Here is a 23,246-nt window from a genome sequence, read left to right on the forward strand (position 1 = left end):
GATGTCCACAAAATCAGGCCACAAACCAGGGCAGCCTCGCGCCACGTATCCGATACGGGCAGCGGCGCCGTACAGGGGATATGGCACCAACACCGGGTTGCTGCGCCGGGGACGCTCGGAGCGCAATGGCCTCAGAAAGCCGGGTCTCGCAGGTCGCGGCCGCAGGGAACCGAGAGATAAAAAACCTTCCGGCCAGCACCCACACACAGGCGCCACGCGAACACCCATGGAAAAAAAGCCCCCTTGGAACGCATCCATGGGCGCCGGGGAAATGCACTCCCGGCTCCGTCGGGAGTGCAGCACCGCGGACGTCTCCACGCACCGGTCTAGCCCGCTACCCGGGGAGAGAAACACAGCAGGCAAAATGGCGGGCGTCCAGAACAGCCTCTAGTCCGTCAGGTGCCCCATAAACGTGCGGGCAGAGTACTCGGATCTCAGCAGGCCCTCGTCGCTGAGCCGAGGCATGAGCTCCTCCAGGGCAAGCGTCAGGGACTGGGGCGAGCCTCCGGGGGTGGTGATGAACCCGTCAATGGCCTCGGCCTGACCAGTCCTGCGGGCAGCTACGTAGCGATTGTAGGCCCGACCGGATCAGGGAAGAGGACCCCAGGCTACCTTCTGGCAAGGCTTTATGAGGTGGAGAAGGGGGCTGTCCGATTTGACGGCGTGGACGTGCGAGACCTGAGCGTTGAGACCTTGTCGCAGATGCTTGGGGTCGTGTCTCAGGATCCCTATCTTTTGCACGCGTCTGTGGCGGAGAATCTGAGGTCCGCCAAACCTGACTCAAGCGACGCTGAAGTGATCGCCGCGGCAAGGGTCGCCCAGATCATGACGTGATAGCGGCTCTCCCGGGCGGAGACGAGACGCTTGTAGGGGAGGAGGGCTATCGCTTTTCCGACGGGGAGCGGCAGCGCCTTGCACTGGCACGCACTGTTTTGCGCGACCCGCCCGTTCTTTTGCTGGATGAGGCAACAAGCTCCCTGGATACCCGCACCGAGCGCACTCTGTCGGCGGCTCTCGGGCGCATGTCCAGAAACCGCACGAGGATTACCATCGCGCCCAGCTCTCGACGATTCGTGATGCGGACCTGATTCTCGTGATGCAGGCCGGGCGTATCGTGGAACAGGGGACACACGAGGAGCTTCTGGCGGGCGACGGCCTCTATGCAAGCCTTCTTCGCGATTCGTGAATCAGGAAGGGTCTGGAGGGGGGCGGCCGAGGGGCAAGCCGCCCACGAAATACCGCACGAGGAGCGTCATCCTATCCGAAGGCGGTTGGCGGCCTGTAGTATCCGGGGTGCGGAAGGGCACCTCGGGGGTGTTGCCACGTCCCTAACCCGGCCGAACGGGGCGCCAGAGGCTTCAGAGTGCCTCTCTGGCCCGCACACTCCCAAACGGCTCTTCTCGCCCTGAGGGACCGGGAGGATCTGCTGGGCGCCGCAGCGCGAGCCCGGGCTGAGTCTCCAGGGATGTGCGACAGTGTGGGGTGCACGACGATGAGTGCAGGGGCGGCGTGGGGCATGGCCAAAGTCTGGCGAACACGGGCGAAAGCCTGCGGAACAGGCCCAACGACACGCACAAGCGCCACCCTGTGGCACAGGCTGTTTCAAGACGTAAAGCTGGGAAAGAGAGCAGGGCGCCCGGGAGCGCGTGGCGGGTTTTCTCTGACCCGCCTGCCGAAGGAAGTTGGCGTCCCCAACGGGAATCGAACCCGTGTTTTCAGCGTGAGAGGCTGACGTCCTGGACCGCTAGACGATGGGGACTGTGTGACGCGTTGGCGTCTCATTCCTCGGCAACGGCGCGGACATTACACCGGCCCCCGTCACACGTCAACCACTCCTTACAAAAAAGTTTCGTTTTTTTTCCGGGCTCTGCGCAAGGCGGGTTCAGTTCAGCACTTCCATACGGAAGGCATTCACAGCCGTGGCCCACCAGTCGATTGTGTCCTCGAGGTTCTTGCGCGTTACACCTGCATTCAGGTTCACGGCCATCTCCAGAACCGGGTCGTTTTCGTCATCGAGGAAGGCCTTGCTGAAACGGGCGGTGCGGTTCCAGCGGTTTATCTCCTCCAGGGACATCCCGGGTTTGCTCCAGGCCGTGCCAAACTGGACGTCGGTGCAGTTCCGCCCGTCCTTGCAGCCGTAGAACATGATCGAGTAGCGGGTTCCGTCAATCCGACCGGAAATCATGGGGTCTCCCGCTGAATCTGTGGTCAGCTGGGCCGAGCCGAACCCTTTGGCGACATCGAGAATCGCTTCGGGGGACGTGGCGTCGATCAGGTCGGCGGCCAGCGCGGTCGATACGCAAAAGGCGGAGACAGCAACGGAGGCAAGCGCGGTCCGGACAATCCGGGAGACTGGAAACATGGTGGACCTCTTCAGGAATAAATCGAACGACTCCCTTTTCGGGAAGCACAACGAGAGTGCCGGGCTCACGGATTTGGTGTCAAGGCAAAAGCCCCGGCGCGGGCCGGGGCTTTCGTGAGGAGTTCAGGTCATCCCGTGGGATGGCGCCGGAAGCGGGTGCCTACTCGTCCACCGCCGGCGCAATGCCGATACCGGTTTCGGAGCGGATCTGCTGCGCCGGGAAGGCCGCCCGTTCCTTGTCCGCGTTGGTGGAACGGTCCAGCATGGACACGGCCCAGATGGTCAGGAACGCGGCCGGGACCGAGATCAGCGCAGGCGAGGTCCAGCCGAACACAGCCTGCTCGAAGCCGAAGACGTCGACCCACACGGCTTTCGAGAGGGTCATCAGCACCAGAGCGGTCGCCAGACCCACAAAGCCGCCGGCAACAGCGCCCTTGGTCGTGCAGTCCTTCCACAGCAGGGACATCAGCAGAACCGGGAAGTTCGCGGAGGCGGCGACGGCGAAGGCCAGCGACACCATGAACGCAACGTTCTGCTTCTCGAAGGTGATGCCCAGGATGATCGAGATCAGGCCCAGGATCGCCGCGGTGGCCCGCGAGACTTTCAGCTCCTTCTTGGTGTCGTGACCGCCCTTCATGAGAACCATGGAGTACAGGTCATGGGACACGGCCGACGCACCGGACAGGGTCAGACCGGCGACCACCGCAAGAATGGTCGCAAACGCAACCGCGGAGATGAAGCCGAGGAAGATCGGACCGCCCATGGCGTTCGAGAGGTGGACAGCGGCCATGTTGTTGCCGCCGATCAGCGAGCCGTCCGGGTTCAGGAACGACGGGTTGGTCAGCACGAAGCTGATGGCACCAAAGCCGATCACGAACGTCAGGATGTAGAAGTAGCCGATCCAGGTGGTCGCCCAGAGCACAGACTTGCGGGCTTCCTTGGCGTCGGGAACGGTGAAGAAGCGCATCAGAATGTGCGGCAGGCCCGCCGTACCGAACATCAGCGCCATGCCGAACGAGATCGTGGAGAAGGGATGTTCCACAAACTTGCCCGGTCCCATGATGGACAGGCCCTTGGCCAGGTCGCCATCGGCCAGTTCGGTCTTGATGCGCACCGCCTCGGAGAACATGGCCTCGGGGCTGAACTTGAACTGCAGAAGGACCATGAACGCAAGGAAGCTGACGCCGCCCAGAAGCAGAACGGCCTTGATGACCTGCACCCACGTGGTTGCCGTCATGCCGCCGAACAGCACGTAGACCATCATCAGAAGGCCCACGATCACCACGGCCACCCAGTACGGAAGCCCGAACAGCAGGGTGATGAGCTGTCCCGCGCCCACCATCTGGGCAATCAGGTAGAAGAGGACCACAACCAGCGTGCCCGACGCCGCAAAGACGCGGATGGGAGCCTGGGCGAACCGGTAGCCGGCCACGTCCGCAAAAGTGTAGCGTCCGAGGTTTCTCAGTCGCTCGCCAATGAGGAACGTGATGAGCGGCCAGCCGACCATGAAGCCGATGGCGTAGATCAGGCCGTCGAAGCCCGCGTACATCACGGCGGCCGAAATGCCCAGGAATGAGGCCGCGGACATGTAGTCACCGGCGATGGCCAGACCGTTCTGGAAGCCGGTGATGCCGCCTCCGGCTGTGTAGAAGTCGCCCGCGGTGCGGGTTTTCGAGGCCGCCCACTTGGTAATCCACAGGGTCAGGCCGACAAAGGCGGCGAACATGGCGATGGCGAGCCAGTTGGTCGAGCTCCCCGACGCCTGGGCGGGGTCAGCCGCATGGGCGGCGGTGACGAGGGCGGTTCCCAGGACAGGTGCGCTGAGAAGACCCAGGAAAATCTGTGCAAACACCCGGTTCATTTCTGCGCCTCCCGGACAATGTCGTTGACCAGGGGGTCGAATTCAGCGTTCGCCCGGCGGACATAAAGACCCGTAAGAATGATGGTTGTGAGGATGACCCCAACCCCCAGGGGGATGCCCCAGGTGGTGGTCATGTCACTGGCAATCGGCGTCGAGATAAAGCCTTTTGCGAACGCAACCAGAAGCACAAATCCGTAATAGACGAAAAACATGATCGAGATCATGATCCATCCGTAGGGCGTCCGTTTCCGGATCAATTCCTGATACTTGGGGTTCGCGAGAACCCTCTTTTCGATTTCGTTCATCGTTTCCTCCCTGGAACCGTTTTTTTTTCCGACATAAGTTTTTCTGCTATGTGTCGGGGGCCATGCGGGATGCCTGATTTCCGCCATTTTGTGTCGGGGTTCAGGTTTTTTCATGGGTCCAGCGAGGAGACTGCCAGCGATTGTTTGCGTAAACAAGCGTTTAGATCGTGGCCGGGAGCCTTTTTTGCAAAAAAAGGTATAAGGGCATTTAATCTATTGATCGCTTGGCGTGTTCGGATATAAACTCCGCGATTTTTTCGTGTGAGGGCTTTTTGTCCATGATATTCGCTACGGGCATAATTCGGCTTATCCGCAGGTTATCCGCACCACCTCGCCCCGGTTGTTCAGGAAGATGTTGATCCGCTCTGGGTGGTCGCCCAGGCGGACCGGGGCGCTTGCGGGGGCGATGCGCCGGGGAGTCGGGAAATCGGCCGCCCGGACAGCGGGGCCGTTTTCCGGGAGGGCCTCGGCCGGACCAATCAGGCGCGCGCCAAGACGGTCCTGGAACGCGACCGCGCCACAGGTTGCATCGTCGTGAAAGTTCTCGGGAATCCCGCAGAACGCCGGATCTGATGCCAGTCCGGCCGGCGTTGTGGTGCAGACAGCACATTCGAATCCGCAGCCGGACAGGAGACCGGCGGCAATCAGGGTCGCAAAATTTCGGGCGCGGGGGGAGTGCATCACCATTCTCGGGGTTCCTCGGGGTTTCATGGGAACCGCACCGGTGCCGGCGCAGGATCGGGCGACAGGATCAAGCCGGAGACTGCCGGGCCGTGCGGGGAGTCGGAGCGTTGGGGTGTTGGAGCGTCGAAGCGTGTCGACAGGGGGGAACTATACATCATTTGCCCCCGGATGGTGCAGTCTCCGCTGTCCGGGCGGACGGGGCGGGTCTCCGGCTGCGGCGTTCGGGGCGATGCGGACGGGACTGCGCGCCTGCGTCCACGGGGTGGCACACGTGACGCTCCGGGCCGCGAAGGTGTGAACCCGGATTCCCGGAGGCCATTCGCTTTGGCGCAGCCCCGCCTTCTGTTTCAGGTGGTCCACAAAGTCCTGCGGGTCGGGAATCTGGTCCCAGACCTGGGGGAGGAACAGGGCGCGCCGTGGGCCGTCCGTCAGGATCAGTCCATCCTCACCGGGGACCAGACGCGAGATGAGGTCGGCCTCGCTGCGGACCGGGAGCGCAACGGCGCGGCTGAGAATCGACACCTCCAGGGCCAGGTGCGGCAGGTCACCGGGGGAGACCGGGAGAAAGCGGCTGTCGCGCAGGGCGGCGGCTCTGGCGTTTTCCGCCACATCCAGCGCCAGGGGGCGGCAGGGTGTGGCCGAGCCGATACAGCCCCGCAGGTGGCCGTCCTCCCGTGTGGTCAGCGTCACGAACGAGGCCCCGTCATTGCAAAGGGCGTCCGGGATGTTTCGGCGCTCCGGCTCCGGTCCTCCGGTGACGGCGGCCCGGATGGACTCGCGGGCCAGGTCCAGAAGGAACCCGCCGTGGGCGGCCAGAAGACGCTCCGCGCGCGCGGTTTCACTGTCTCGGGACGAGCGTTCCGGGCCGCTCATGCTTCGCCCTCCGGCTCGTGAAGGGCCCAGGCCCCGTAGCCCACGACCCGATCCCGTGATCCCGCTGTGTCTCCCGAGTTGCGGAGGTCCAGGCGCTCGATCTCCATATGCCGGTGCCGCGCGGCCGCCAGAAGCCCGCCCAGGGGAGCATGCCCGCACGCGGCGTCCGCGCCGATTCCCGAGGGGGAGAGGGCCTCGATCGCCCGGGCGGTCATCCCGTCCTGCGCCACGGCGTGGGCGTAGTCCAGGAAGTGGCTCAGGTCCGTGGAAATCACGATCAGGGTTTCGGTCCCGTTCCAGCCCGCATCCAGAGCCCGGGCCGCCTCCCCGGGTGTCAGGGCGCCGACAAGCCCGGCAACAAGCTGGAAGGGCCCCAGAACCCGCAAAAGAAACGGCAGCTGGACCTCAAGCGAGTGCTCGTTCTCGTGGGCGCCGTCGAACCGGGCGGCGTGGGGCAGGTCACACAGGGTGTCCACCAGATCCATGTCCTGCTCCACCGCTCCCAGCGGGGTGGCCCAGAAGCGCGCCCCCGACAGGGCCAGTCCCCGCACGGGAACGCGGTGGGCGGGCCCCAGGAGGACGACCCGCCGGATCCGCCCCGCGAACGGACGCAGGCGGGCGTAGGCCGACGCCGCCACAGGCCCCGAGTAGGGATAGCCCGCATGGGGGACAACCAGTGCCTTGGGCTGGCGCGGTTCGGGTGCGTCGTCCGGGGGAGCGGCCGCCAGAAAACGGTCCACGTCGCGGGCAAGGCTCGGGGCGTCCCGGGGATAGAAGAGACCGGCAACGGCGGCAGGGCGAACATCCGGCATGGCGAAACCTCCGCGGTTTCAGGGGGCACTCCTGTCCCGCCCCGCCCGGGGGCGCAGATCAGGGTTGGCAAGGGCTCCCGAATGGCGTTCTCTTGGAAGCAGTCTACTGTCAGACGGAGGCAAAGTCATGACCCCGTCCCCGCCCATCCTGTTTGAGGGGCAGCCCGCCCGTCCGGCCCTCTTCTGGCGCCGCGGGGGCGGGAGGCACGTCGTGTGCGAGGTCTGTCCCAGGGCCTGCCGTCTGGCCCCGGGCCAAAGGGGGCTGTGTCGGGTTCGGGCCCACGCACCCGGCGAGGGGCTGGTCCTCACAGGGGACCGGCTGGTGTCCGCCCTTCACGCGGACCCGATCGAAAAGAAGCCTCTGTTTCATTTTCTTCCCGGCTCCCGGGTGCTGTCCATCGGGCAGACCGGCTGCAACCTGACCTGCCGGTTCTGTCAGAACCATGCGCTTTCCCTTGCAGCGGGGCCATCTTCCACGGCCATCATGCTCGATCCAAAGGAGGTGCCCGCCCTTGCCCGGGCCAGCGGCTGCCGGTCCGTGGCGCTGACCTACAACGAGCCGGTGGTCGCCCTCGAGTACGGTCTTGAGGTGGCGGGCGCCTGTCGCGCGGAGGGGATCCGGACCGTCGCCGTGACCGCGGGCTACGTTTCGGGCGCTGCGAGGGCCGCGTTTTTTCGGGACGTGGACGCCGCCAATGTGGATCTCAAGGCGTTTTCTGACGGTTTTTATCGCAGGCTGTGCTCTGCCCGGCTGGCTCCGGTTCTGGAGACCCTCCTGTGGCTTCGCCGGGAGACCGGGATCTGGCTGGAGATCACCACCCTGATCATTCCCGGGCAGAATGACGGCGATGACGGGATCCGGGCCCTTGCGGGCTGGATCGCCCGTCACCTGGGCACCGGGGTTCCCCTCCATCTCAGTGCGTTCTTTCCGGCCCATCGGATGGCGGACCTGCCGCGGACCCCGCTTGCGACCCTGAGGAGGGCTCGCGCTCTGGCTCTTGCGGAGGGGCTTGAGCATGTCTATCTCGGCAATGCGGGTGATCCGGACGGCGAGACAACCGTCTGTGCCCGGTGCGGGGCCCCGGTAATCCGGCGCGACCGCTTCCGGAGCGAGCCGCTCTGGCAGGGCGCCCCCGGGGTCTGCCCGGTGTGCGGGCAGGCTTTGGCTGGGCGCTTCTCCTGACCGCCACCTGCATCCGGAGGGCAGCGCCTGCGGGCCGTCCGCTCCAGGGGCGACCCGGACGAGTCTGTGGCCGCACAGTCCAACAAGCCAGTAGAATCCCGTCGGGGAATCGCCCATGATGGGCCCGGTTGCGCGGGTGGGGCTGAGAGCGTGGACGGGCCGGAAACGCCGGACCGGTCCCTATGGGCCTGCGCCTCCCTTTTTCAGTGGTTTGGATCGGTGGCGGCCGAACAGGGCGGACAGGCAGCGCGCGGGCGTGCGACGGGGCTGTCCGGTACGGTCTCGCGGGAGAGGACAGATGTTCGGAATTGCAGGGCTTTCGGATGACGAGAAACTCAGGGCCGTCAGTCGCGCCGTCTGGACGCTGGACCCGGCCTTCACGCCACCGCGCGACCGCAGTGCCTGCCTGAGCGCCATCGCCCTTCATCTGGGCAGGCTCCTGGCCGTGGGCCCAGACGCCGGCGAGCCCGCCGACGGGGTGAAATGTGCGCCGCGGGAGGCGTTTCTGGCTCTCGTTGTGATCCAGCTTCTGTCCCGGCTTTTTGACGATCCCGATCTGGAGCAGCAGTTTCTGGCCGAAAGGCAGGAGGGGGGCGGATACCCCGAGGCCATGGCCCGTCTGGACACCCTTCTGCAGACGAGCCCCCAGGCCCTTTCCGCCCTCAAGGGTGACCTGCTCGGGTGGTTCCAAAGCCGTGACCGGTCCCGGGTCCGGATGATCCTCTCCGGGGCGGCAGACCTGTGTCCCGATGACAATGACGGCCCCGGGGCGCAGACGGGGGCTTCGCCTCTGTCCGGGACCGGGCGTCCCGCAAATGAGGGACCGCAGCCGGCTCCCCCGTCCGGTTCCCGGCGCGAAGCCGCAGGCGGGTCCGAATCATCGCCGGATCCGGTGCCGCCGGGCCCGGCGGCGGAGACCCCGATGTCCGCGGTGCCCCCGGCTCCCGGTCTTTCGGATCGTGCCGCAGTCTCTGCCGGGGGGCTTGCGGCTGCGGTCCCCGCCATGCCGTCCGGGCTGTCCGAGCGCGATGGGGCAGACGGGCAGGGGGATTGGAGCGGGGATCCCCAGCGGTTCCGGCTGCGGCTGGAGGAGCCCATTTCGGTTCGGAGCTCTCCGGTTGATCCCGGACGCCTCGCCCCGGCGTTCACGGCGGTGCAGGGGGACGCCATCGGCCCTGTCCTGTCCGTCTCGCGGCGTGAGCCGGTTTCCGTGGTTTTGCCCGGGTTTTCGGATCCCGCCGAACCGCAGGGGCCGGCGCCCTCCCGCAACGGCGGCAGAGGGGACCCTGTCCTCCCGTCATCGGGAAAGGGGGACGGGGCGGGCCCGGTGTTGCAGTCGGGAACGGCCCCCGTTCTTCCGGTGTTCGGGAACGGGGGATGGCATGGCCCCGGTTCTGTCACGCTGGCAGGGCCGGCAGAGCGCGTCCGTGTCTCGCATGTGACCCTGTCCGGTGCCCGCCCCGAGGCGCGGGTTCTGTTTCGCAGGCGGGGCCTGTTGCGGTCCCTGGGGGGGCTTGTTCTTGCCTGGGGTGTCTGTGCGGGCCTTCTGTCCATCTTCTCCGGGTTTCGGACCCTGGACGAGTTCCAGGCGGTCCTGGTGCGCATGGGGACCGATCCCCTGGTCATCAGCCTTGTCACTGTGATCTATTACGGGATTGCGGCGGCGTCCTTCCGCCTTGAGGTCCGGCAGTCGTCCCTGAACCCGGTGACTGTGGCCATGGCGGTCTTTGCCGGCCTTTGCGCATTCGCCTTTCGCGGAGTCGCCTTCTTTGTGGTGGGGTAGGCGCCGTTTCGGTGCACGGGGCCTTCCGAGGGGCCTGTTCCCTTCGGAAAGACCGGTTTTCCGGTCTGCGGGAGGGCTCGGGGAATGGGTCTGCCCCTGCAACTCGGGGTTTTTGGCCTGAAAGTCCGCTTTTCCGGCCTTTTTGGGGCATTCTTTTTGACAGAGCGGCTTGCACGCTCTATGAAAGGGCGAGCAGTTCTGTCCCCGTGCAGACGCAGGCGCGAATTTTTTGTCGCGCGCTGCATCGTGTCATGGCCGGGCGTGTACACTCCGTCCGGTCCGGGTCGGGATCCCAAAGCGTCCGTCCAGTTCTTTTTGTGCCAAGACCCCGGCAGAAGGCAAGTCCTGACAGGGACTGTCTTTTTTCCGGATCTGGCCGGGCTTTTTTTCCGTTTCTGTCCCCACGCTCCCCTTCCCCGGGGCTTTCGCACATTTCTCATTCCTTGACCATGGCCCTGATTTTTTCTGTCCTCTCATTCGTGCTTCTGATCGTGTTCGTCGCGAGTTGCGGTTACGTGCTCGCATCGGTTCTGGCGACCCGACGCTTTGTGCGGGCCTCGGCCCGGGAGCGCGACCGCACGGCTTTTGACGCCGCCGCCGCCCGTCCGGTAAGCGTGCTCAAGCCGCTTCACGGTCTTGAGGATGGACTGCTCGAGAACCTGCGCAGCTTCTGCCGCCAGACCTATCCCGAGTTCCAGATCGTCTTCGGGGTGCACAGTCCGGATGATCCCGCACTTGCGGTGGCCCGGGCGGTCCGCGATGAGTTTCCCGGGCACGACATCGCCATCGTTGTCAATGATGCCGCGCCCTTCCGGAACCGGAAGGTGAGCAATCTGGACAACATGATGCGCGAGGCCCGCCATCCCTGGCTTGTTTTGGCCGACAGCGACATGCGTGTTGCCCCGGACTATCTGGCCACTGTGACCGCTCCTTTGGCGGACCCCGCAAACGGTGCCGTGACCTGCCTGTACCGGGGTGTCGTGTCCGACAGCGGCCTGTGGTCGGCGCTGGGGGCCATGCACATCAACTTCAACTTCCTGCCCGAGGCCCTTCTGGGCGACTGGCTCGGGGTGGGGGACGGATGCTTCGGTGCGACCATCGCCCTGTCCCGGGAAACACTGGAGCGGATTGGCGGGTTTGCCGCCATCGGCGACCACCTTGCGGATGACCATGCTCTCGGGCAGGCGGTCCGGGCCCTGGGACTGCGGGTGGTTCTCTCCCGCGCGCTGGTGGACACCATGGTGTCCGAACCGACGTCCTCCAGCCTTTTGGACCATGAGCTGCGCTGGGCCCACACGGTCTTCCTGGTTCAGCCCGCCGGATACATGGGCTCGTTCCTGACCTTTCCGGTGCCTCTGGCCGTCCTGGCCGCCGCCTTTCTTCCCCTTTGGGCGGGTGGAACGGCTGTCGCCTCCGCCATCGCCCTGAGATGGCTGTCCGTTCATCTGCTTGCGCGCCTGTTCAGCCTTGCCACTCCCGAAGTGGCGCGCCTTGTTTTGCGGGACGCGATTTCTTTCTATATCTTCGTCACCAGTTTCTTTCGCCGGAAGCTGGTCTGGCGGGGCCACACGCTCACCTCCCTGAAAAACGGGACCATCGTTCAGCTGGAAAAGAACGCACGATCATGAAAACCCTGTTTATGCAACCCCCTTCGTTTGACGGTTTTGACGGTGGCGCCGGCTCGCGCTATCAGGCCCGCCGGGAAATCCGTTCGTTCTGGTATCCGACCTGGCTGGCCCAGGTGGCCGCCCTGGTGCCCGGAAGCAAGCTGATTGACGCGCCCCCCGCGGGACTTCAGCTTGAGGATGTGCTGCCCGAGGCCAAGACCCATGATCTTTTGATCATGCACACGTCGACCCCGTCGTTCCCCAGCGATATCCGGGTGGCGCGGGCGTTCAAGGAGCAGAACCCGAAGATCATGATCGGTCTTGTGGGCGCCAAGGTGGCCGTGCAGCCCGAGGAAAGCCTGAAGGCCGCGGTCGGTGCCATCGACTTCGTGGCCCGCAACGAGTTCGATTTCACCATCAAGGAGATCGCCGAGGGGCGCCCCCTGGCCGAGGTGGACGGAATCAGCTACTTCGATGCCAGCGGCGCCATTGTGCACAACAAGGACCGCGCGATTCTCGAGGACATGGACCAGCTTCCGTTTGTCTCTCCGGTCTATCGGGACAACCTGCGCATCGAGGACTACTTCATCGGCTACCTGAAGCACCCGTACCTGTCCATCTACACCGGGCGGGGCTGCCGCTCCCACTGCACCTTCTGCCTGTGGCCCCAGACGGTGGGCGGCCACCGCTACCGCACCCGCAGCGTGGAGCACGTGGTCGAGGAAATCCGCCAGGCCCGCAAGGACTTCCCCCAGGTGCGGGAGTTCTTCTTTGACGATGACACCTTCACCGATGACACCGAGCGTGCCGAGGCCATTGCCCGCGAGCTGGGCAAGATGGGGATTGTCTGGTCCTGCAACGCCAAGCCCAACGTGCCCCGCAAGACCCTCGAGGTTCTGAAGGCCAACGGCCTGCGGCTTCTCCTGGTGGGCTACGAGTCCGGGAACCAGAAGATCCTGAACAACGTGCGCAAGGGCCTGAAGGTCGAGGACGCTCGTCGTTTCACCAAAGACTGCCACGAGCTGGGCCTGGCGATCCACGGGACGTTCATTCTGGGGCTTCCGGGCGAGACCCGCGAGACCATCCGCGAGACCATCGAGTACGCGAAGGAAATCAACCCGCACACCATCCAGGTGTCTCTTGCGGCGCCGTACCCCGGCACGCTTCTCCACCGCCAGGCCACGGAGAACGGGTGGCTGGACGTGCAGAACGCAGAGCTGCTCGACGAGCACGGTGTCCAGATTGCTCCGCTGCACTATCCGCACCTGTCCCACAAGGAAATCCATGACTCGCTGGAGACCTTCTACCGGGAGTTCTACTTCCGTCCGAGCAAGATCGGAGCCATCGTGAAGGAGATGATCACCAGCCCGGAAATGATGGTGCGCCGTCTTCGCGAGGGTGTGGAATTCTTCGGCTTCCTGCGGGAGCGCCGCAAGGCTGGCTGACCTGCAATGGGCATGGTGATCAACAGAACCGGGTCCGGGGCGGGGGAGCGGTCCTCTCCCTCCCGGACCCTGATTGTCTGCGCCGACGACTTCGGTCTGGACGAGGCGGTGAACGAGGCCGTCGAGGCTGCTTTCCGCGACGGGTTCCTTACCTGCGCCAGCCTGATGGTGGGCGAGGGGGCCTGTGCCGATGCGGTCGCCCGTGCCCGCCGTCTGCCCGGCCTTGGCGTGGGGCTGCATGTGGCCGTGACCTCCGGGCGTCCGGTTCTGCCGGCCGGGCGGATTCCGGATCTGGTTGGTCCGGACGGGCGCTTTGATGGCAATCTGGCCCGCGCGGGGATCCGCTACTTTTTCCTGCCCCGGGTCCGCCGGCAGCTTGCCGACGAGATCCGCGCCCAGTTCGAGGCCTTCCGGGCCACCGGGCTTCCGCTCGATCACGTCAACGTGCACCAGCACTATCATCTGCATCCGACCGTGGCCTCCCTGATCCTGGCCATTGGCCGGGAGTACGGCCTGAGGGCCATGCGGGTTCCGGACGAGCCGGTTGATGTCCTGCGGGCGGTGGCGCCGTCCGAGACCATCCGGGCGCCGCTGTACAGGTTCTGGATACACATGCTGAGGGCCCGCCTTCGCCGGGCGGGGCTTGTGGTCAACGACTCTCTTCTGGGCCTTCACTGGACCGGGGCCATGACCCCGGAGCGGGTTCGGGCTCTTCTTGAGAACCTGCCCGCCGGGGTGAGCGAGCTTTATTTCCATCCGTCCGTCCGGCGCACTCCGGTCCTGGAGAGCGCCGCGCCCGGCTATCAGTATGTTGCGGAGTACGAGGCTCTCATGAATGAGGACAACCGCGCATGCCTTGCGCGCCAGTCGGTGACACTTGCCACCTGGAGCGACCTGGCGGGGGATCCGTCATGATCCGGCGTGCCGCTCTTCTGGGCCTGGTCGGGCTCGCCATCTTCACCGGCCTGTTCATCTGGCGTGATGCGGGAACGATCCTGTCGGTGTTCCTGTCCTCCGGGTTCGCCCTTCTGGGAATGGTCCTGGTGCACTTTGCCTCCATGCTCGTGAACGCCCGGGCCTGGCAGGTCCTGGTGGTGGAGGGCCACCGCCCGAACCTTCTCCAGTTCTTCTGGGCCGTGTGGCTGCGGGAGTCCGTGAACGGCCTCCTGCCGGTGGCCCGGGTCGGCGGCGAGGTCGTGACTGCGAAGCTCCTCAACAACTACGGCATGTCCATGCCTGCGGTGGTGGCGTCCCTTGCCGCGGATGTGACCATCTGCATCGGAACCCAGTTCCTGTTCACGTTCCTCGGGCTCGGTCTGTTTGTTCTCTACTACCAGAACGCCGGTCTCATGACGGGGCTGGCGGCCACAGGTGTGGCGGCGCTGGTGGTGGCGTTTGCCTTCTACCAGGTTCAGAAAAAGGGCATGTTCCGGCTTGTGCGCCTTGTGGTGGACAAGATGTTCGGCGACCGCTTCCGGCAGTGGACCGACAAGGCGGACACCTTCGATGACAGCATCCGCTCGGTCTACCGTCACCGTCGGGCCATCTTCGCCTGTTCCTTCTGGCAGTTTCTGGGCTGGACCTTCGGGGCTGTCGAGATCGGCGTGGCCCTTTATTTCATGGGGCAGCACACCCTTTGGGCGGATCCGGTGATTGTGGAGTCCATCGTTCAGGCCGCCAGCAGCAGCGCGTTTGTTGTTCCCGGCGCTCTGGGCGTCCAGGAGGCGAGCTTTGTCGTGGTCTGCGGCTGGCTCGGGATCGTGGCGGAAACGGCCCTTGCCCTTGCGCTGGTGCGTCGGGCCCGGGACGTGGTGCTCTTCGTGCCGGTGCTGATCGTCTGGCAGGCGGTTCTGGGGCACAAGCTGCTGAGCTCCGACGCCGGCTGATCCTTACTTGGCGGGAGGCGGGTCCAGCCAGTCCGGACGCTCCGGAAAGCGGGCGCCCGGTCCCGCCTGGCCCGCATTGCGGCTCCCCGGGGGCACCCGGGGGCTCCGTCATCGGCTTCCTTCCGGGGTGCTCTGTGATCCGCGCGGCTCCCCGGGGGCGCTCCAACCTTTCGGTTATGCGTACCGGCACCGGGGCTGATGCCCCGCGCCCGGATCCGGGGGAGCCTGTGTGCGGCGCTCCTGTTTACGCGTGACGCGTGTGGATGCATAATCGCACGCGTGACCTCCGGCGGGCCGGGCCGATCTCTTTTCCTTTGCATTGGTTTACGGGCGGTCCTTCCCTCCCTATCTAGGGGGACACGCGCGCGCCCGGCTGCCTTGCGTGACGTCGGCGGGGCCGGTTTCAGGCCGTCGCCCGTAGTCGGGCACTCCGGGGAACCGGAAGGCGGGACACGGGCACGCCCCGGAACAGCGGCACGGCGCGGATGTCCGTTTCCGCCCGGCAGCCGGCCCTGTCGTGTCCGAGTTTTTGGAACAGACCCCGGGTCCGTACCGGGGTCGTTTTTGATCATGAAACCGATTGCCGCAGGGACAGGACTGTCCCGGGCTCCGGTTTTCCGGAGGCAGACAGACGATGCTTGACAGCCTTCTTACCGCCCTGTCGTTCATAACGATTATTGTTATCGGCTATGTGATCAAGCGCCTGAAAGTGGTCAGCGCCGAGAACTTTGCCGTGCTGTCACGCATTGTCATTCACATCACGCTGCCGTGTGCAATTGTCACCAATCTGGACGGTGTGAAGGTCGGGGGCGCCCTGCTCGTTCTGATACCGCTCGGTTTCGCGGCTAACCTTGTGATGATTGCCATCGCGTTTCTGGTCTCGCGCGGGAAAACCGCCGAGCAGAAAGCCTTCTCGATCATGACCCTGTCCGGGTTCAACGTGGGGAGCTTCTCGTTTCCCTACGTCCAGGCGTTTCTGCCGCCCACGGGGTTTCTGGCTGCGGCTTTGTTCGATGCCGGAAATGCGGTGATGGTCTCGGGGGGCAGCTATGCGGTGGCCCGCGGTGTCCTCGAGCCCAGGCGGAGCTTCTCCCTTGTGAACATGCTTCGGGGGCTGTGGGGCTTCTTTGCCGTCACCTTTTCGTCCCTGCCGTTCTTTGTCTACGTGGTGATGATCCCGCTGTGCCTTCTCGGGCTCTCGCTGCCCGAGCCCGTCACACGGCTGACCTCCACGATCGGTGCGGCCAACACGTTCCTGAGCATGCTGATGCTGGGCATTGGCGTCGAGTTCCACCTGAACCGCGAGCGCCTGAAAGCGATCCTGTTCCATCTGGGTGTTCGCTACTTCTTTGCCACCTTGCTTGCTCTGGGGGCGTGGTATCTCCTGCCATTTGATCATGACGTGAGACTGGCGCTCACGACCATCTGCTTCGCGCCCACCTCCACCATCGGGCTTGTGTTCACGGCGCGCCTGGGATGCGACCTGGCCCTGGCCAGCAACATCAACTCGCTGTCGATCCTGATCAGCGTGGTGATCATGACGGTTCTGATGACGACCCTCTAGCGCCTTGGCGTTCGCTCCGGCTCCCCGGGGCGTCTCCGGGGCCCGGGGCCCGGCCCGCGGGATCCCGCGGGTGTCCGGGGCACCGGCGGGGGGCAGGTCAGGGGCCATTGGGCGCCCGCGTTGGCGCCCCTTGTATCAGGGCGCGGACGGTCCGGCCGGGGAGTCCTGGTCCTTTCCGCTCACCGACAGGTGTCGGGTGAGGTACATGAGAATGGCCACCATGACCAGGACCATGGCTGTCCCGATGGCCAGCGCGTAGTCCTCCAGTTGCAGCAGGGCGTACAGCAGCACGTAAAGCGCCGAGAGAAGGCCCGCGATGATCAGGCCCTTTTTCGTGCTGCGCAGGGCTGCCGCAATGTAAAGGCTGTTCATGACAACCGAAACACCCGCCGCCGCCGAGAAGGCGAGCGGGAAAACCGTATGCTCGGCGAGCGACAGCAACACCAGGTAGAAGAGCGTCATGGCAATGCCCACAAGCCCGTACTGCATCAGGTGCAGGCGCGCCCTCGACACCAGCTCGAACGAGAGAAGGGCGACGAACGTCAGGCCGATGAACAGCAGCCCGTATTTCACAGCCCGGTTCACCTGACTGTAGAGCGACACCGTCTCGAACAGGTCGACCCCGGCGGTGAAGCTCCGCACGGCCCCGCCGCTGAACTCGTTTTTCCCCAGCACACCGATCTGGGGATAGGTTCGGCTCAGGTGGGGGATGGTCCACTCGGCCGAGAAATCGCTGTCGGTGACGGTTCGGGTGGTGGGCAGGATGTTTCCGGAGAAGCTGGGGTGGGGCCAGGCGCCCGTGATTTTGATCCGCGTGGTTTCACCCACCGGAGTGAAGTGAAGGCCACCGCTGCCGTTGATATCGAGCGCGAGAGAGAAGGGCAGAACCTTCCCCTCGGATCCGACCGGCAGAGCCACGGTGGTGTGAAAGCCCGGACCCAGAAGATCGTCGACCCGGGTGCCCGGACTGTAGGGGGCCGCGGGCTTCCCGTTCCAGGCCAGTGGGGCCACCGAGGTGATGGCCTTGAGGTCCGTGACACCCAGAGCAAGCCAGGCCTTGTCCCACAGGATGCGCGAAAGCTCCTCGCCGAACGCGGACGGTTCCGGCACCCGGAAGGTCCCGCTGATGGTGATCGGGGTGGTGTAGACCACGTAGTCATAGATGCCCCGCTTGCGGATTTGCGGGTTCAGGTCGGCCCCGAAACTCACGCTGGCGGGAAGAACCACCATCAGATCCTGGCGCAGGCCGGTTTTCAGGGTCTCCTCCGTCGGTCCGCCCGGGGTTCTCGTGGTTTCCTTGTAGGTGTGGGTGCGCAGGTACGGGATCACAAGAACCGGGCCGCTGACGGTCTGGGACTGGCCCCACAGGCTGGCAATGTTGGCCACCGCCGTCCGGCGCAGGATGGAGCGCTCGTCAACGATATCGTTTACGAAATACAGCGGGATCAGAAGGCCAAGGGTGATACCCGCGATGACCAGGGCTCGGATGAACAGGCGGTCCGTGACGGGAGGCTTCGGCTGGGTGGACATGGTCGGAGTCTCGCTTGTGGGGGCGCCCGGGGGACAGCCGGGCGCGGTCGTGGACACGGAATCAGGGGCGGAGTGGAGCGCCGCAGGTGGTCCGTTCCCGGCCGACAGAGCCGGCATCGGGCCCGACCGGGCCTGGGACGGACCGGGGCATGGGGCCGGCGTTTCCTGTCCGGCACGGTAGCGGCGAACGGCGGCGCGGATCAGGACGAAGAGCCCGAAAGCCGCAAGGCCGACCACACCGGCGGCCAGCACAAGGACAGCGACAACCAGGGACTCGAGACTGTCCATATCAGGGCCTTTTTCTGGAGAGACCTTAGGAAGAGCGACGGACGCCGACCGGGTGGGCGGACCTGTCCGCCCCTTACGGTATCAGGATACGCGCCGGGCCGTCATCATTTAACGTCCGTGGGCTCCGGCTCCGTATCAATCCGGGCTCTGGGATGGGTCCGGGCGTGGAGGCGCGCCAGGCCGTCCGCGTCGACTCGCGTGTAGCGCTGGGTGGTGGACAGGCTGGCGTGCCCCAGCAGTTCCTGGATCGTGCGCAGGTCGCCGCCGTTGGCCAGGAGATGGGTGGCGAAGCTGTGGCGCAGCGCGTGGGGCGTCGCCTGCTCTGACAGGCCCAGATGCTCCCGGACCTTGCGCATCTGGCGCTGGACGACGCCGGGATTGAGCCGTCCGCCCCGGGCGCCGATAAAAAGCGGCAGGGTCGGGTCGGTGGACTGCACCGGGCAGAGCCGGAGATACTCCTCCAGCGCCGAGCGCACCACCGGCAGAACCGGGACAAGGCGCTCCTTGCGTCCCTTTCCCAGGATCCGCAGAACACTGCCTTTCGGCACATCGCCCCGGTTCAGGGCCAGCGCCTCGCCAAGGCGCAGGCCGCAGCCGTAGAGCAGCGTGAAGAGAGCCATGTCCCGTCGGGCCAGCCAGGGATCCTCGTAGAGGGTGCGCGCGGCCTCCAAGGTTTCCATGGCCTCGCTTTCGGTCATGGCCTTGGGAACGGCTTTGGGAATTTTGGGGGTGCGCAGGGCGTCCAGCGCCGGGTTGGAGACGATTCCCTCCCGGTCCAGCCAGCGATACAGGTTGCGCAGGGAGGACAGGCCGCGGGCGGTGGAGGTTCGCGCAAGACCGGTCCGGCTCCGGGCCGAGACATAGGCGCGGAACTCGGCCGTGCTGAGGCTGCCCAGCATCCCGACCGAGGGTTCCTCGCCGCGGTAGTCCTGAAGAAACCGGGTGAACGCCGCCACATCCCGGGCGTAGGCGAACACGGTGTGCTGGCTCGCCCGGCGCTCACGGGCCATCCAGTCCAGCCAGCGGGCGAGAACGGCGCGCAGGGCCGTGTCGGCGGACACCGGGACCGCCTCGAGCACTCCGGCTCCGCCGGGGGCAAGCCTCAGGGAGCGGCCGTGCGACGCAGACGGCGCAGACAATGTTCAAGGATCTTTGCGAGGAAGCTGACCAGATCGACGCTCATGTCCCCGTGGAAGGTGCCCGACACATGGGAACCGAGGGCGAGGACGGCGGGGGGCAGGCCCTCGCCCGGGTCGACCCGCACAAGAACGTCGGAGCGGACATGGCGGCCCCGTTCTCCGTAAAGCACGGGTTCCCCGATAATTTCCGGACGCAGGAGGGCTTCCGTGCCGTCGTCGAAAATCTCATCGACAAAGCCGCGGGGCAGGGCGCTGTGGTCCGGTCGGCCGGAGCGGGCGGGATCCTCCAGGCGCAGGACACAGGTGTCCACGTCCAGGATGAGGGGCAGGGTCTCCGAGACCGTCAGCACCAGCTCCTCGACCGAGCCGGCCTCCAGAAGCACCAGCGTCGCATCGAAGGTGCTTTTCTGGTTGTCCATGTTGGAGCGCGTGGTGAGAATCAGCTCCTCCGCGCAGTTCTGGAGATCCTCCATCTCGCACTGGAGGCGCCGGAGCATGGCGTGCTGGAAGTCCACCACCTTGCCCTCGGACTCGTCAAAACGCCGGGGCGCGCTGGCGTTCAAAAGGACGTCCGGATGGCGAAGGAGAAAATCCGGCGTGCTGAGGAGGTAGTCGAGGACCGCCGCCTCATCAAGGGTCGCCACCGCATCCTCCGGCGTCGCATCGGTTTTGGACGCATCAGTCTGCGTCGCGCTGTCCTGGCCATTTCTCATGCCCGGGTCTCCGTGTTCGAGGGGTCCAGGATGGACTGTCCCAGACCGGCCCAGTCGGCGAGGAAGGCATCCACGCCGCGGTCCGTCAGGGGGTGGTTGTACATCTTGTCAAGAACGTCCGGAGGCACAGTTGCGATATCCGCCCCGATGCGGGCGGCCTCCACCACATGAACCGGGTGGCGGACCGAGGCCACGATGACCTCGGTCGAGAACGCGGGGTAGTTTCCGTAAATTTCCATCACGTCGGCGATCAGCTCCATCCCCCGGGCGCCGATGTCATCCAGCCGCCCCACGAAGGGCGAGACAAAGGCCGCACCGGCCTTCGCGGCCAGGATTGCCTGGGCCGGTGAGAAGCACAGGGTGACATTCACCTGGATTCCATCGTCCGACAGGGCGCGGCAGGCCCTGAGCCCGTCCCGGGTCAGGGGCACCTTCACCGCCACATTGGGGGCGATGCCCGCAAGGATCCGGGCTTCCCGCACCATGACCTCGGCCTCGGTGGCCGTCACCTCGGCGCTGACAGGGCCGCTGATGCACGCGCAGATGTCCTCGATCAGCGGAATGAACGCGCGCCCGGCCTTTGCGGCCAGGGTGGGGTTCGTCGTCACGCCGTCGATCAGTCCCGTGCTTTGCCAGGCCCGGATCGCATCGATATCCGCGGTGTCGATAAAGAATTTCATGGCTGGTCTCCCGGAAGGCCCGCTGGTTTTCGCATCTGCTGCCCCCCGTGTGCGCGGGTCTGCATTTTTTGCGTCCTGTTCGGGCAGACTTTAGCGTATGCTGGCGGGCGTTGTCGCGTCTTTTCACCCGAAAACACGATATTCCCGCAGACTGCGAAAAACCTGATGCCCAACTCCCGTACTGGTGTTCTTCTGCCGCTCCCGGTGAGCGGTCCCTATGACTATCTTCCCCCCGCGAACGAGCCGGGAGGACTGCCGGCCCGGGGCACTCTGGTGCGTGTTCCCTTCGGGCGTCGGTATCTCGAAGGGGTGGTGTGGGGAGAGGGCGCCGGAGACGTTGACGCCGCAAAGCTGAAGCCGATCCGCGACGTGCTTGAGGCTCCGCCCCTTCCCGGTGTCCTGTGCGACTTTATCGACTGGGTTGCGGCCTACACCCTTCATCCGCCGGGTGCGGTCCTGAAGATGGCCCTCGGGGCTCCCGGCGCGCTGGCGCCCCCCGAAACGACCACGGTGCTGAGACGTTCGGCAGCGCCCCAGCTCCCGCGGATGACCGAGCCCCGCCAAAGGGTTCTCGACACCCTTGCGGAGCGTGAACGGGCCGGGCTCGGCCTTCTGGGTGCCGCGGATCTGGCCCGGGCGGCCGGTGTCAGCGCCGGGGTGGTCTCGGGCCTTGTGGGGGCCGGTGTCCTGGAACCCGTCTCGTCCCGCCGGGAGTTTGCGGTGCCTCTGCCCGACGGGGACAGTCCCGGTCCGGTGCTGTCCGACGGCCAGAGAGATGCTGCCGATGCGTTGGGGATTTCCGTTTCAAAACGGGAGTTTGAGGCGTTTCTTTTACACGGCGTGACAGGGTCGGGTAAAACCGAGGTGTATTTCGACGCCCTCGGGCAGGCATTCAAGGAAAACCGTCAGGGCCTTGTTCTTCTTCCGGAAATTGCTCTTGCTGCCCGATGGCCCGAACGGTTCGAGAAACGGTTCGGGGTCATGCCCCTGACCTGGCACTCCCGGATGACCCCGGCGGCGCGCCGGAACGTCTGGCGTGCGGTGGCCTCGGGCGAGGCCCGGGTGGTGATCGGGGCCCGCTCGGCCCTGTTTCTTCCGTTCCCGGACCTGGGGCTGATCGTGGTGGACGAGGAACACGACGCCTCCTACAAGCAGGACGAGGGTGTGGCCTACAACGCCCGGGATATGGCCGTCGTGCGGGCAAAGCTGGGGGGCGCCACCGTCGTTCTGGCCTCGGCGACGCCCTCCCTGGAGACCATGGAGAATGCGACCCAGGGGCGCTATCAGTATCTTCACCTGCCGGAGCGGCATGGCGCCGCGACCCTTCCCCGAATCGATCTGATTGATCTGAAGCGCCACGGGCCCGAACGCTGGTATGGTCCCGGCGGCCCCTCGGGCGAGGACGACCGCGGGCAGGTCGGCTTTGTCTCGCCCCCGCTTGTCGAGGAAACCCGGACCGCGCTGGCGGCCGGGGAGCAGGTGCTCTTCTACCTGAACCGACGGGGCTACGCGCCGCTGACCGTGTGCCGGGCCTGCGGCGACCGCATTGCCTGCCCCCACTGCACCGCCTGGCTTGTGGAGCACCGGGGGCCCGGATCCGTGCCGGATCGGGGCGGGCGCCGGCTTCTGGTCTGTCACCACTGCGGTTTTTCGCGCCCTGTGCCACCGACCTGCCCGTCCTGCAGCGCCGAGGGCACCCTGTTCCCGTGCGGTCCCGGTGTGGAGCGCCTCGCGGAGGAGGTTGCCGCCCGCTTCCCGGAGGCGCGGGTGGTTCTGGCCACCAGCGACACCCTCAGGGGGCCCGCGGAGGCTCTGGAGCTGGGGCGGCGCATGACGGCGGGCGAGATCGATATCGTGATCGGCACCCAGATCATGGCCAAGGGACACCATTTCCCCCTGCTGACCCTGGTGGGGGTCATCGACGGGGACATGGGCCTGTCCGGAGGCGACCCCCGGGCGGCGGAGCGGACCTATCAGCTTCTCCACCAGGTGGCCGGACGCGCCGGGCGGGCGGGGCGCCCGGGACGGGTCTTTGTCCAGACCCTGGATCCGAGAGCCCCGGTGATGCAGGCCTTAAGGGCCGGGGATCCCGACACCTTCATGGCGGTTGAAAGCCGGGAGCGGCAGATGACCGGCATGCCCCCCTGGGGCCGCCTGGTCGCCCTGATTGTCTCCGCCGAGGACGAGGGCGCGGCCCAGGCCGTGGCCCGCGCGCTGGGAAAGGCCGCCCCGGAGGCTCCGGGCGTGCGGGTTCTGGGCCCGGCGCCGGCGCCCCTGTCGCGGATTCGGAACCGGTCCCGCTTCCGGCTGCTCCTGAAAGCCGAAAAGGGCGTGCGGGTGCAGGCTGTGGTTCGGTCCTGGCTTCAGAAAGTTAAAATTCCGTCCTCGGTGCGTCTTCAGGTGGACGTGGATCCTGTTTCTTTTCTATGATCCGGTCACGTCGGCTGCGGGCCCTGCCCGTTTTTTTGCGCCGACCCGGGGCCCGGCAGGACACGGAAGTGTCTTTTTGCTGCCAAAACATGTCGGGGCCG

General features: G+C 65.8%; 20 protein-coding genes and 1 tRNA gene. 10 read left to right on the forward strand and 11 right to left on the reverse strand.

From position 1 onward, the window contains the following. Positions 1-399: 399 nt before the first annotated feature. Both IHV25_RS10740 and IHV25_RS10575 read left to right on the forward strand, forming a co-directional pair. Positions 400-834: an ATP-binding cassette domain-containing protein gene (locus IHV25_RS10740; protein WP_420825420.1), complete on the forward strand. Its 435-nt coding sequence runs from the start codon at positions 400-402 to the stop codon at positions 832-834. Further along, positions 831-1,088 carry an ATP-binding cassette domain-containing protein gene (locus tag IHV25_RS10575; RefSeq protein WP_338048609.1) on the forward strand — a complete coding sequence of 86 codons (258 nt, stop codon included), beginning with the start codon at positions 831-833 and terminating at the stop codon, positions 1,086-1,088. Before IHV25_RS10740 ends, IHV25_RS10575 begins: the two co-directional genes overlap by 4 nt. Positions 1,089-1,683: 595 nt before the next feature. Here the strand turns inward: IHV25_RS10575 and IHV25_RS08080 are convergent. The 7 genes from IHV25_RS08080 to amrB form a co-directional block, all read right to left on the reverse strand. Then, a tRNA-Glu gene (locus IHV25_RS08080) sits at positions 1,684-1,759 on the reverse strand. Between the two features lie 123 nt (positions 1,760-1,882). Next, complete coding sequence (locus IHV25_RS08085) at positions 1,883-2,362, reverse strand: YbjN domain-containing protein (protein WP_192534619.1); 480 nt, start codon at positions 2,360-2,362, stop codon at positions 1,883-1,885. Between the two features lie 160 nt (positions 2,363-2,522). Then, positions 2,523-4,223 carry a cation acetate symporter gene (locus tag IHV25_RS08090; RefSeq protein ID WP_192534620.1) on the reverse strand — a complete coding sequence of 567 codons (1,701 nt, stop codon included), beginning with the start codon at positions 4,221-4,223 and terminating at the stop codon, positions 2,523-2,525. Continuing rightward, entirely contained in the window at positions 4,220-4,528 is a 309-nt protein-coding gene (locus IHV25_RS08095) for a DUF485 domain-containing protein (RefSeq protein ID WP_192534621.1), read from the reverse strand. Before IHV25_RS08095 ends, IHV25_RS08090 begins: the two co-directional genes overlap by 4 nt. Positions 4,529-4,834: 306 nt before the next feature. After that, the gene (locus IHV25_RS08100; RefSeq protein WP_192534622.1) at positions 4,835-5,215 is read right to left on the reverse strand and encodes a hypothetical protein; all 381 of its coding nucleotides are present in this window, start codon (positions 5,213-5,215) and stop codon (positions 4,835-4,837) included. Positions 5,216-5,359: 144 nt separating this feature from the next. Continuing rightward, positions 5,360-6,085, reverse strand: coding sequence for an AmmeMemoRadiSam system protein A (gene amrA / locus IHV25_RS08105; protein WP_192534623.1), 726 nt, complete (start codon positions 6,083-6,085; stop codon positions 5,360-5,362). Continuing rightward, a complete protein-coding gene (amrB, locus tag IHV25_RS08110) occupies positions 6,082-6,897 on the reverse strand; it encodes an AmmeMemoRadiSam system protein B (protein ID WP_192534624.1) in 816 nt (271 codons plus the stop codon). Before amrB ends, amrA begins: the two co-directional genes overlap by 4 nt. A 127-nt stretch (positions 6,898-7,024) precedes the next feature. Here amrB and amrS point away from each other — a divergent pair, with 127 nt between their 5' ends. The 7 genes from amrS to IHV25_RS08145 all read left to right on the forward strand — a co-directional run bounded on the left by amrS (position 7,025) and on the right by IHV25_RS08145 (position 16,365). Continuing rightward, complete coding sequence (gene amrS / locus IHV25_RS08115) at positions 7,025-8,080, forward strand: AmmeMemoRadiSam system radical SAM enzyme (protein WP_192534625.1); 1,056 nt, start codon at positions 7,025-7,027, stop codon at positions 8,078-8,080. A 298-nt stretch (positions 8,081-8,378) separates the two neighbouring features. Further along, positions 8,379-9,863: a hypothetical protein gene (locus IHV25_RS08120; RefSeq protein WP_192534626.1), complete on the forward strand. Its 1,485-nt coding sequence runs from the start codon at positions 8,379-8,381 to the stop codon at positions 9,861-9,863. Positions 9,864-10,312: 449 nt separating this feature from the next. Then, the gene (gene hpnI, locus IHV25_RS08125) at positions 10,313-11,491 is read left to right on the forward strand and encodes a bacteriohopanetetrol glucosamine biosynthesis glycosyltransferase HpnI (protein ID WP_192534627.1); all 1,179 of its coding nucleotides are present in this window, start codon (positions 10,313-10,315) and stop codon (positions 11,489-11,491) included. Next, complete coding sequence (gene hpnJ / locus IHV25_RS08130; protein ID WP_197975005.1) at positions 11,488-12,915, forward strand: hopanoid biosynthesis associated radical SAM protein HpnJ; 1,428 nt, start codon at positions 11,488-11,490, stop codon at positions 12,913-12,915. Before hpnI ends, hpnJ begins: the two co-directional genes overlap by 4 nt. Before the next feature lie 12 nt (positions 12,916-12,927). Further along, positions 12,928-13,830 carry a hopanoid biosynthesis-associated protein HpnK gene (gene hpnK / locus IHV25_RS08135; RefSeq protein ID WP_192534628.1) on the forward strand — a complete coding sequence of 301 codons (903 nt, stop codon included), beginning with the start codon at positions 12,928-12,930 and terminating at the stop codon, positions 13,828-13,830. Next, positions 13,827-14,801, forward strand: a complete 975-nt coding sequence (locus IHV25_RS08140) for a lysylphosphatidylglycerol synthase domain-containing protein (protein ID WP_192534629.1) — start codon at positions 13,827-13,829, stop codon at positions 14,799-14,801. Before hpnK ends, IHV25_RS08140 begins: the two co-directional genes overlap by 4 nt. 634 nt (positions 14,802-15,435) lie before the next feature. Continuing rightward, entirely contained in the window at positions 15,436-16,365 is a 930-nt protein-coding gene (locus IHV25_RS08145; RefSeq protein ID WP_192534630.1) for an AEC family transporter, read from the forward strand. A gap of 135 nt (positions 16,366-16,500) precedes the next feature. Here the strand turns inward: IHV25_RS08145 and creD are convergent, their stop codons facing one another. From creD to fsa, 4 genes are all read right to left on the reverse strand, one after another. Continuing rightward, on the reverse strand, positions 16,501-18,183 hold the full coding sequence (gene creD, locus IHV25_RS08150) for a cell envelope integrity protein CreD (RefSeq protein ID WP_192534631.1): 1,683 nt from the start codon (positions 18,181-18,183) through the stop codon (positions 16,501-16,503). Positions 18,184-18,287: 104 nt separating this feature from the next. Beyond that, complete coding sequence (locus IHV25_RS08155; protein WP_420825421.1) at positions 18,288-19,262, reverse strand: tyrosine recombinase XerC; 975 nt, start codon at positions 19,260-19,262, stop codon at positions 18,288-18,290. A gap of 23 nt (positions 19,263-19,285) precedes the next feature. Next, positions 19,286-20,035 carry a DUF484 family protein gene (locus tag IHV25_RS08160; protein WP_192534632.1) on the reverse strand — a complete coding sequence of 250 codons (750 nt, stop codon included), beginning with the start codon at positions 20,033-20,035 and terminating at the stop codon, positions 19,286-19,288. Further along, the gene (gene fsa, locus IHV25_RS08165) at positions 20,032-20,715 is read right to left on the reverse strand and encodes a fructose-6-phosphate aldolase (RefSeq protein WP_192534633.1); all 684 of its coding nucleotides are present in this window, start codon (positions 20,713-20,715) and stop codon (positions 20,032-20,034) included. Before fsa ends, IHV25_RS08160 begins: the two co-directional genes overlap by 4 nt. A 165-nt stretch (positions 20,716-20,880) precedes the next feature. Here fsa and IHV25_RS08170 point away from each other — a divergent pair, with 165 nt between their 5' ends. Further along, positions 20,881-23,145: a primosomal protein N' gene (locus tag IHV25_RS08170; RefSeq protein ID WP_192534634.1), complete on the forward strand. Its 2,265-nt coding sequence runs from the start codon at positions 20,881-20,883 to the stop codon at positions 23,143-23,145. Positions 23,146-23,246 lie beyond the last annotated feature (101 nt).

Source organism: Phaeovibrio sulfidiphilus (assembly GCF_014861485.1).
GTDB classification, from domain to species: domain Bacteria; phylum Pseudomonadota; class Alphaproteobacteria; order Rhodospirillales; family Rhodospirillaceae; genus Phaeovibrio; species Phaeovibrio sulfidiphilus.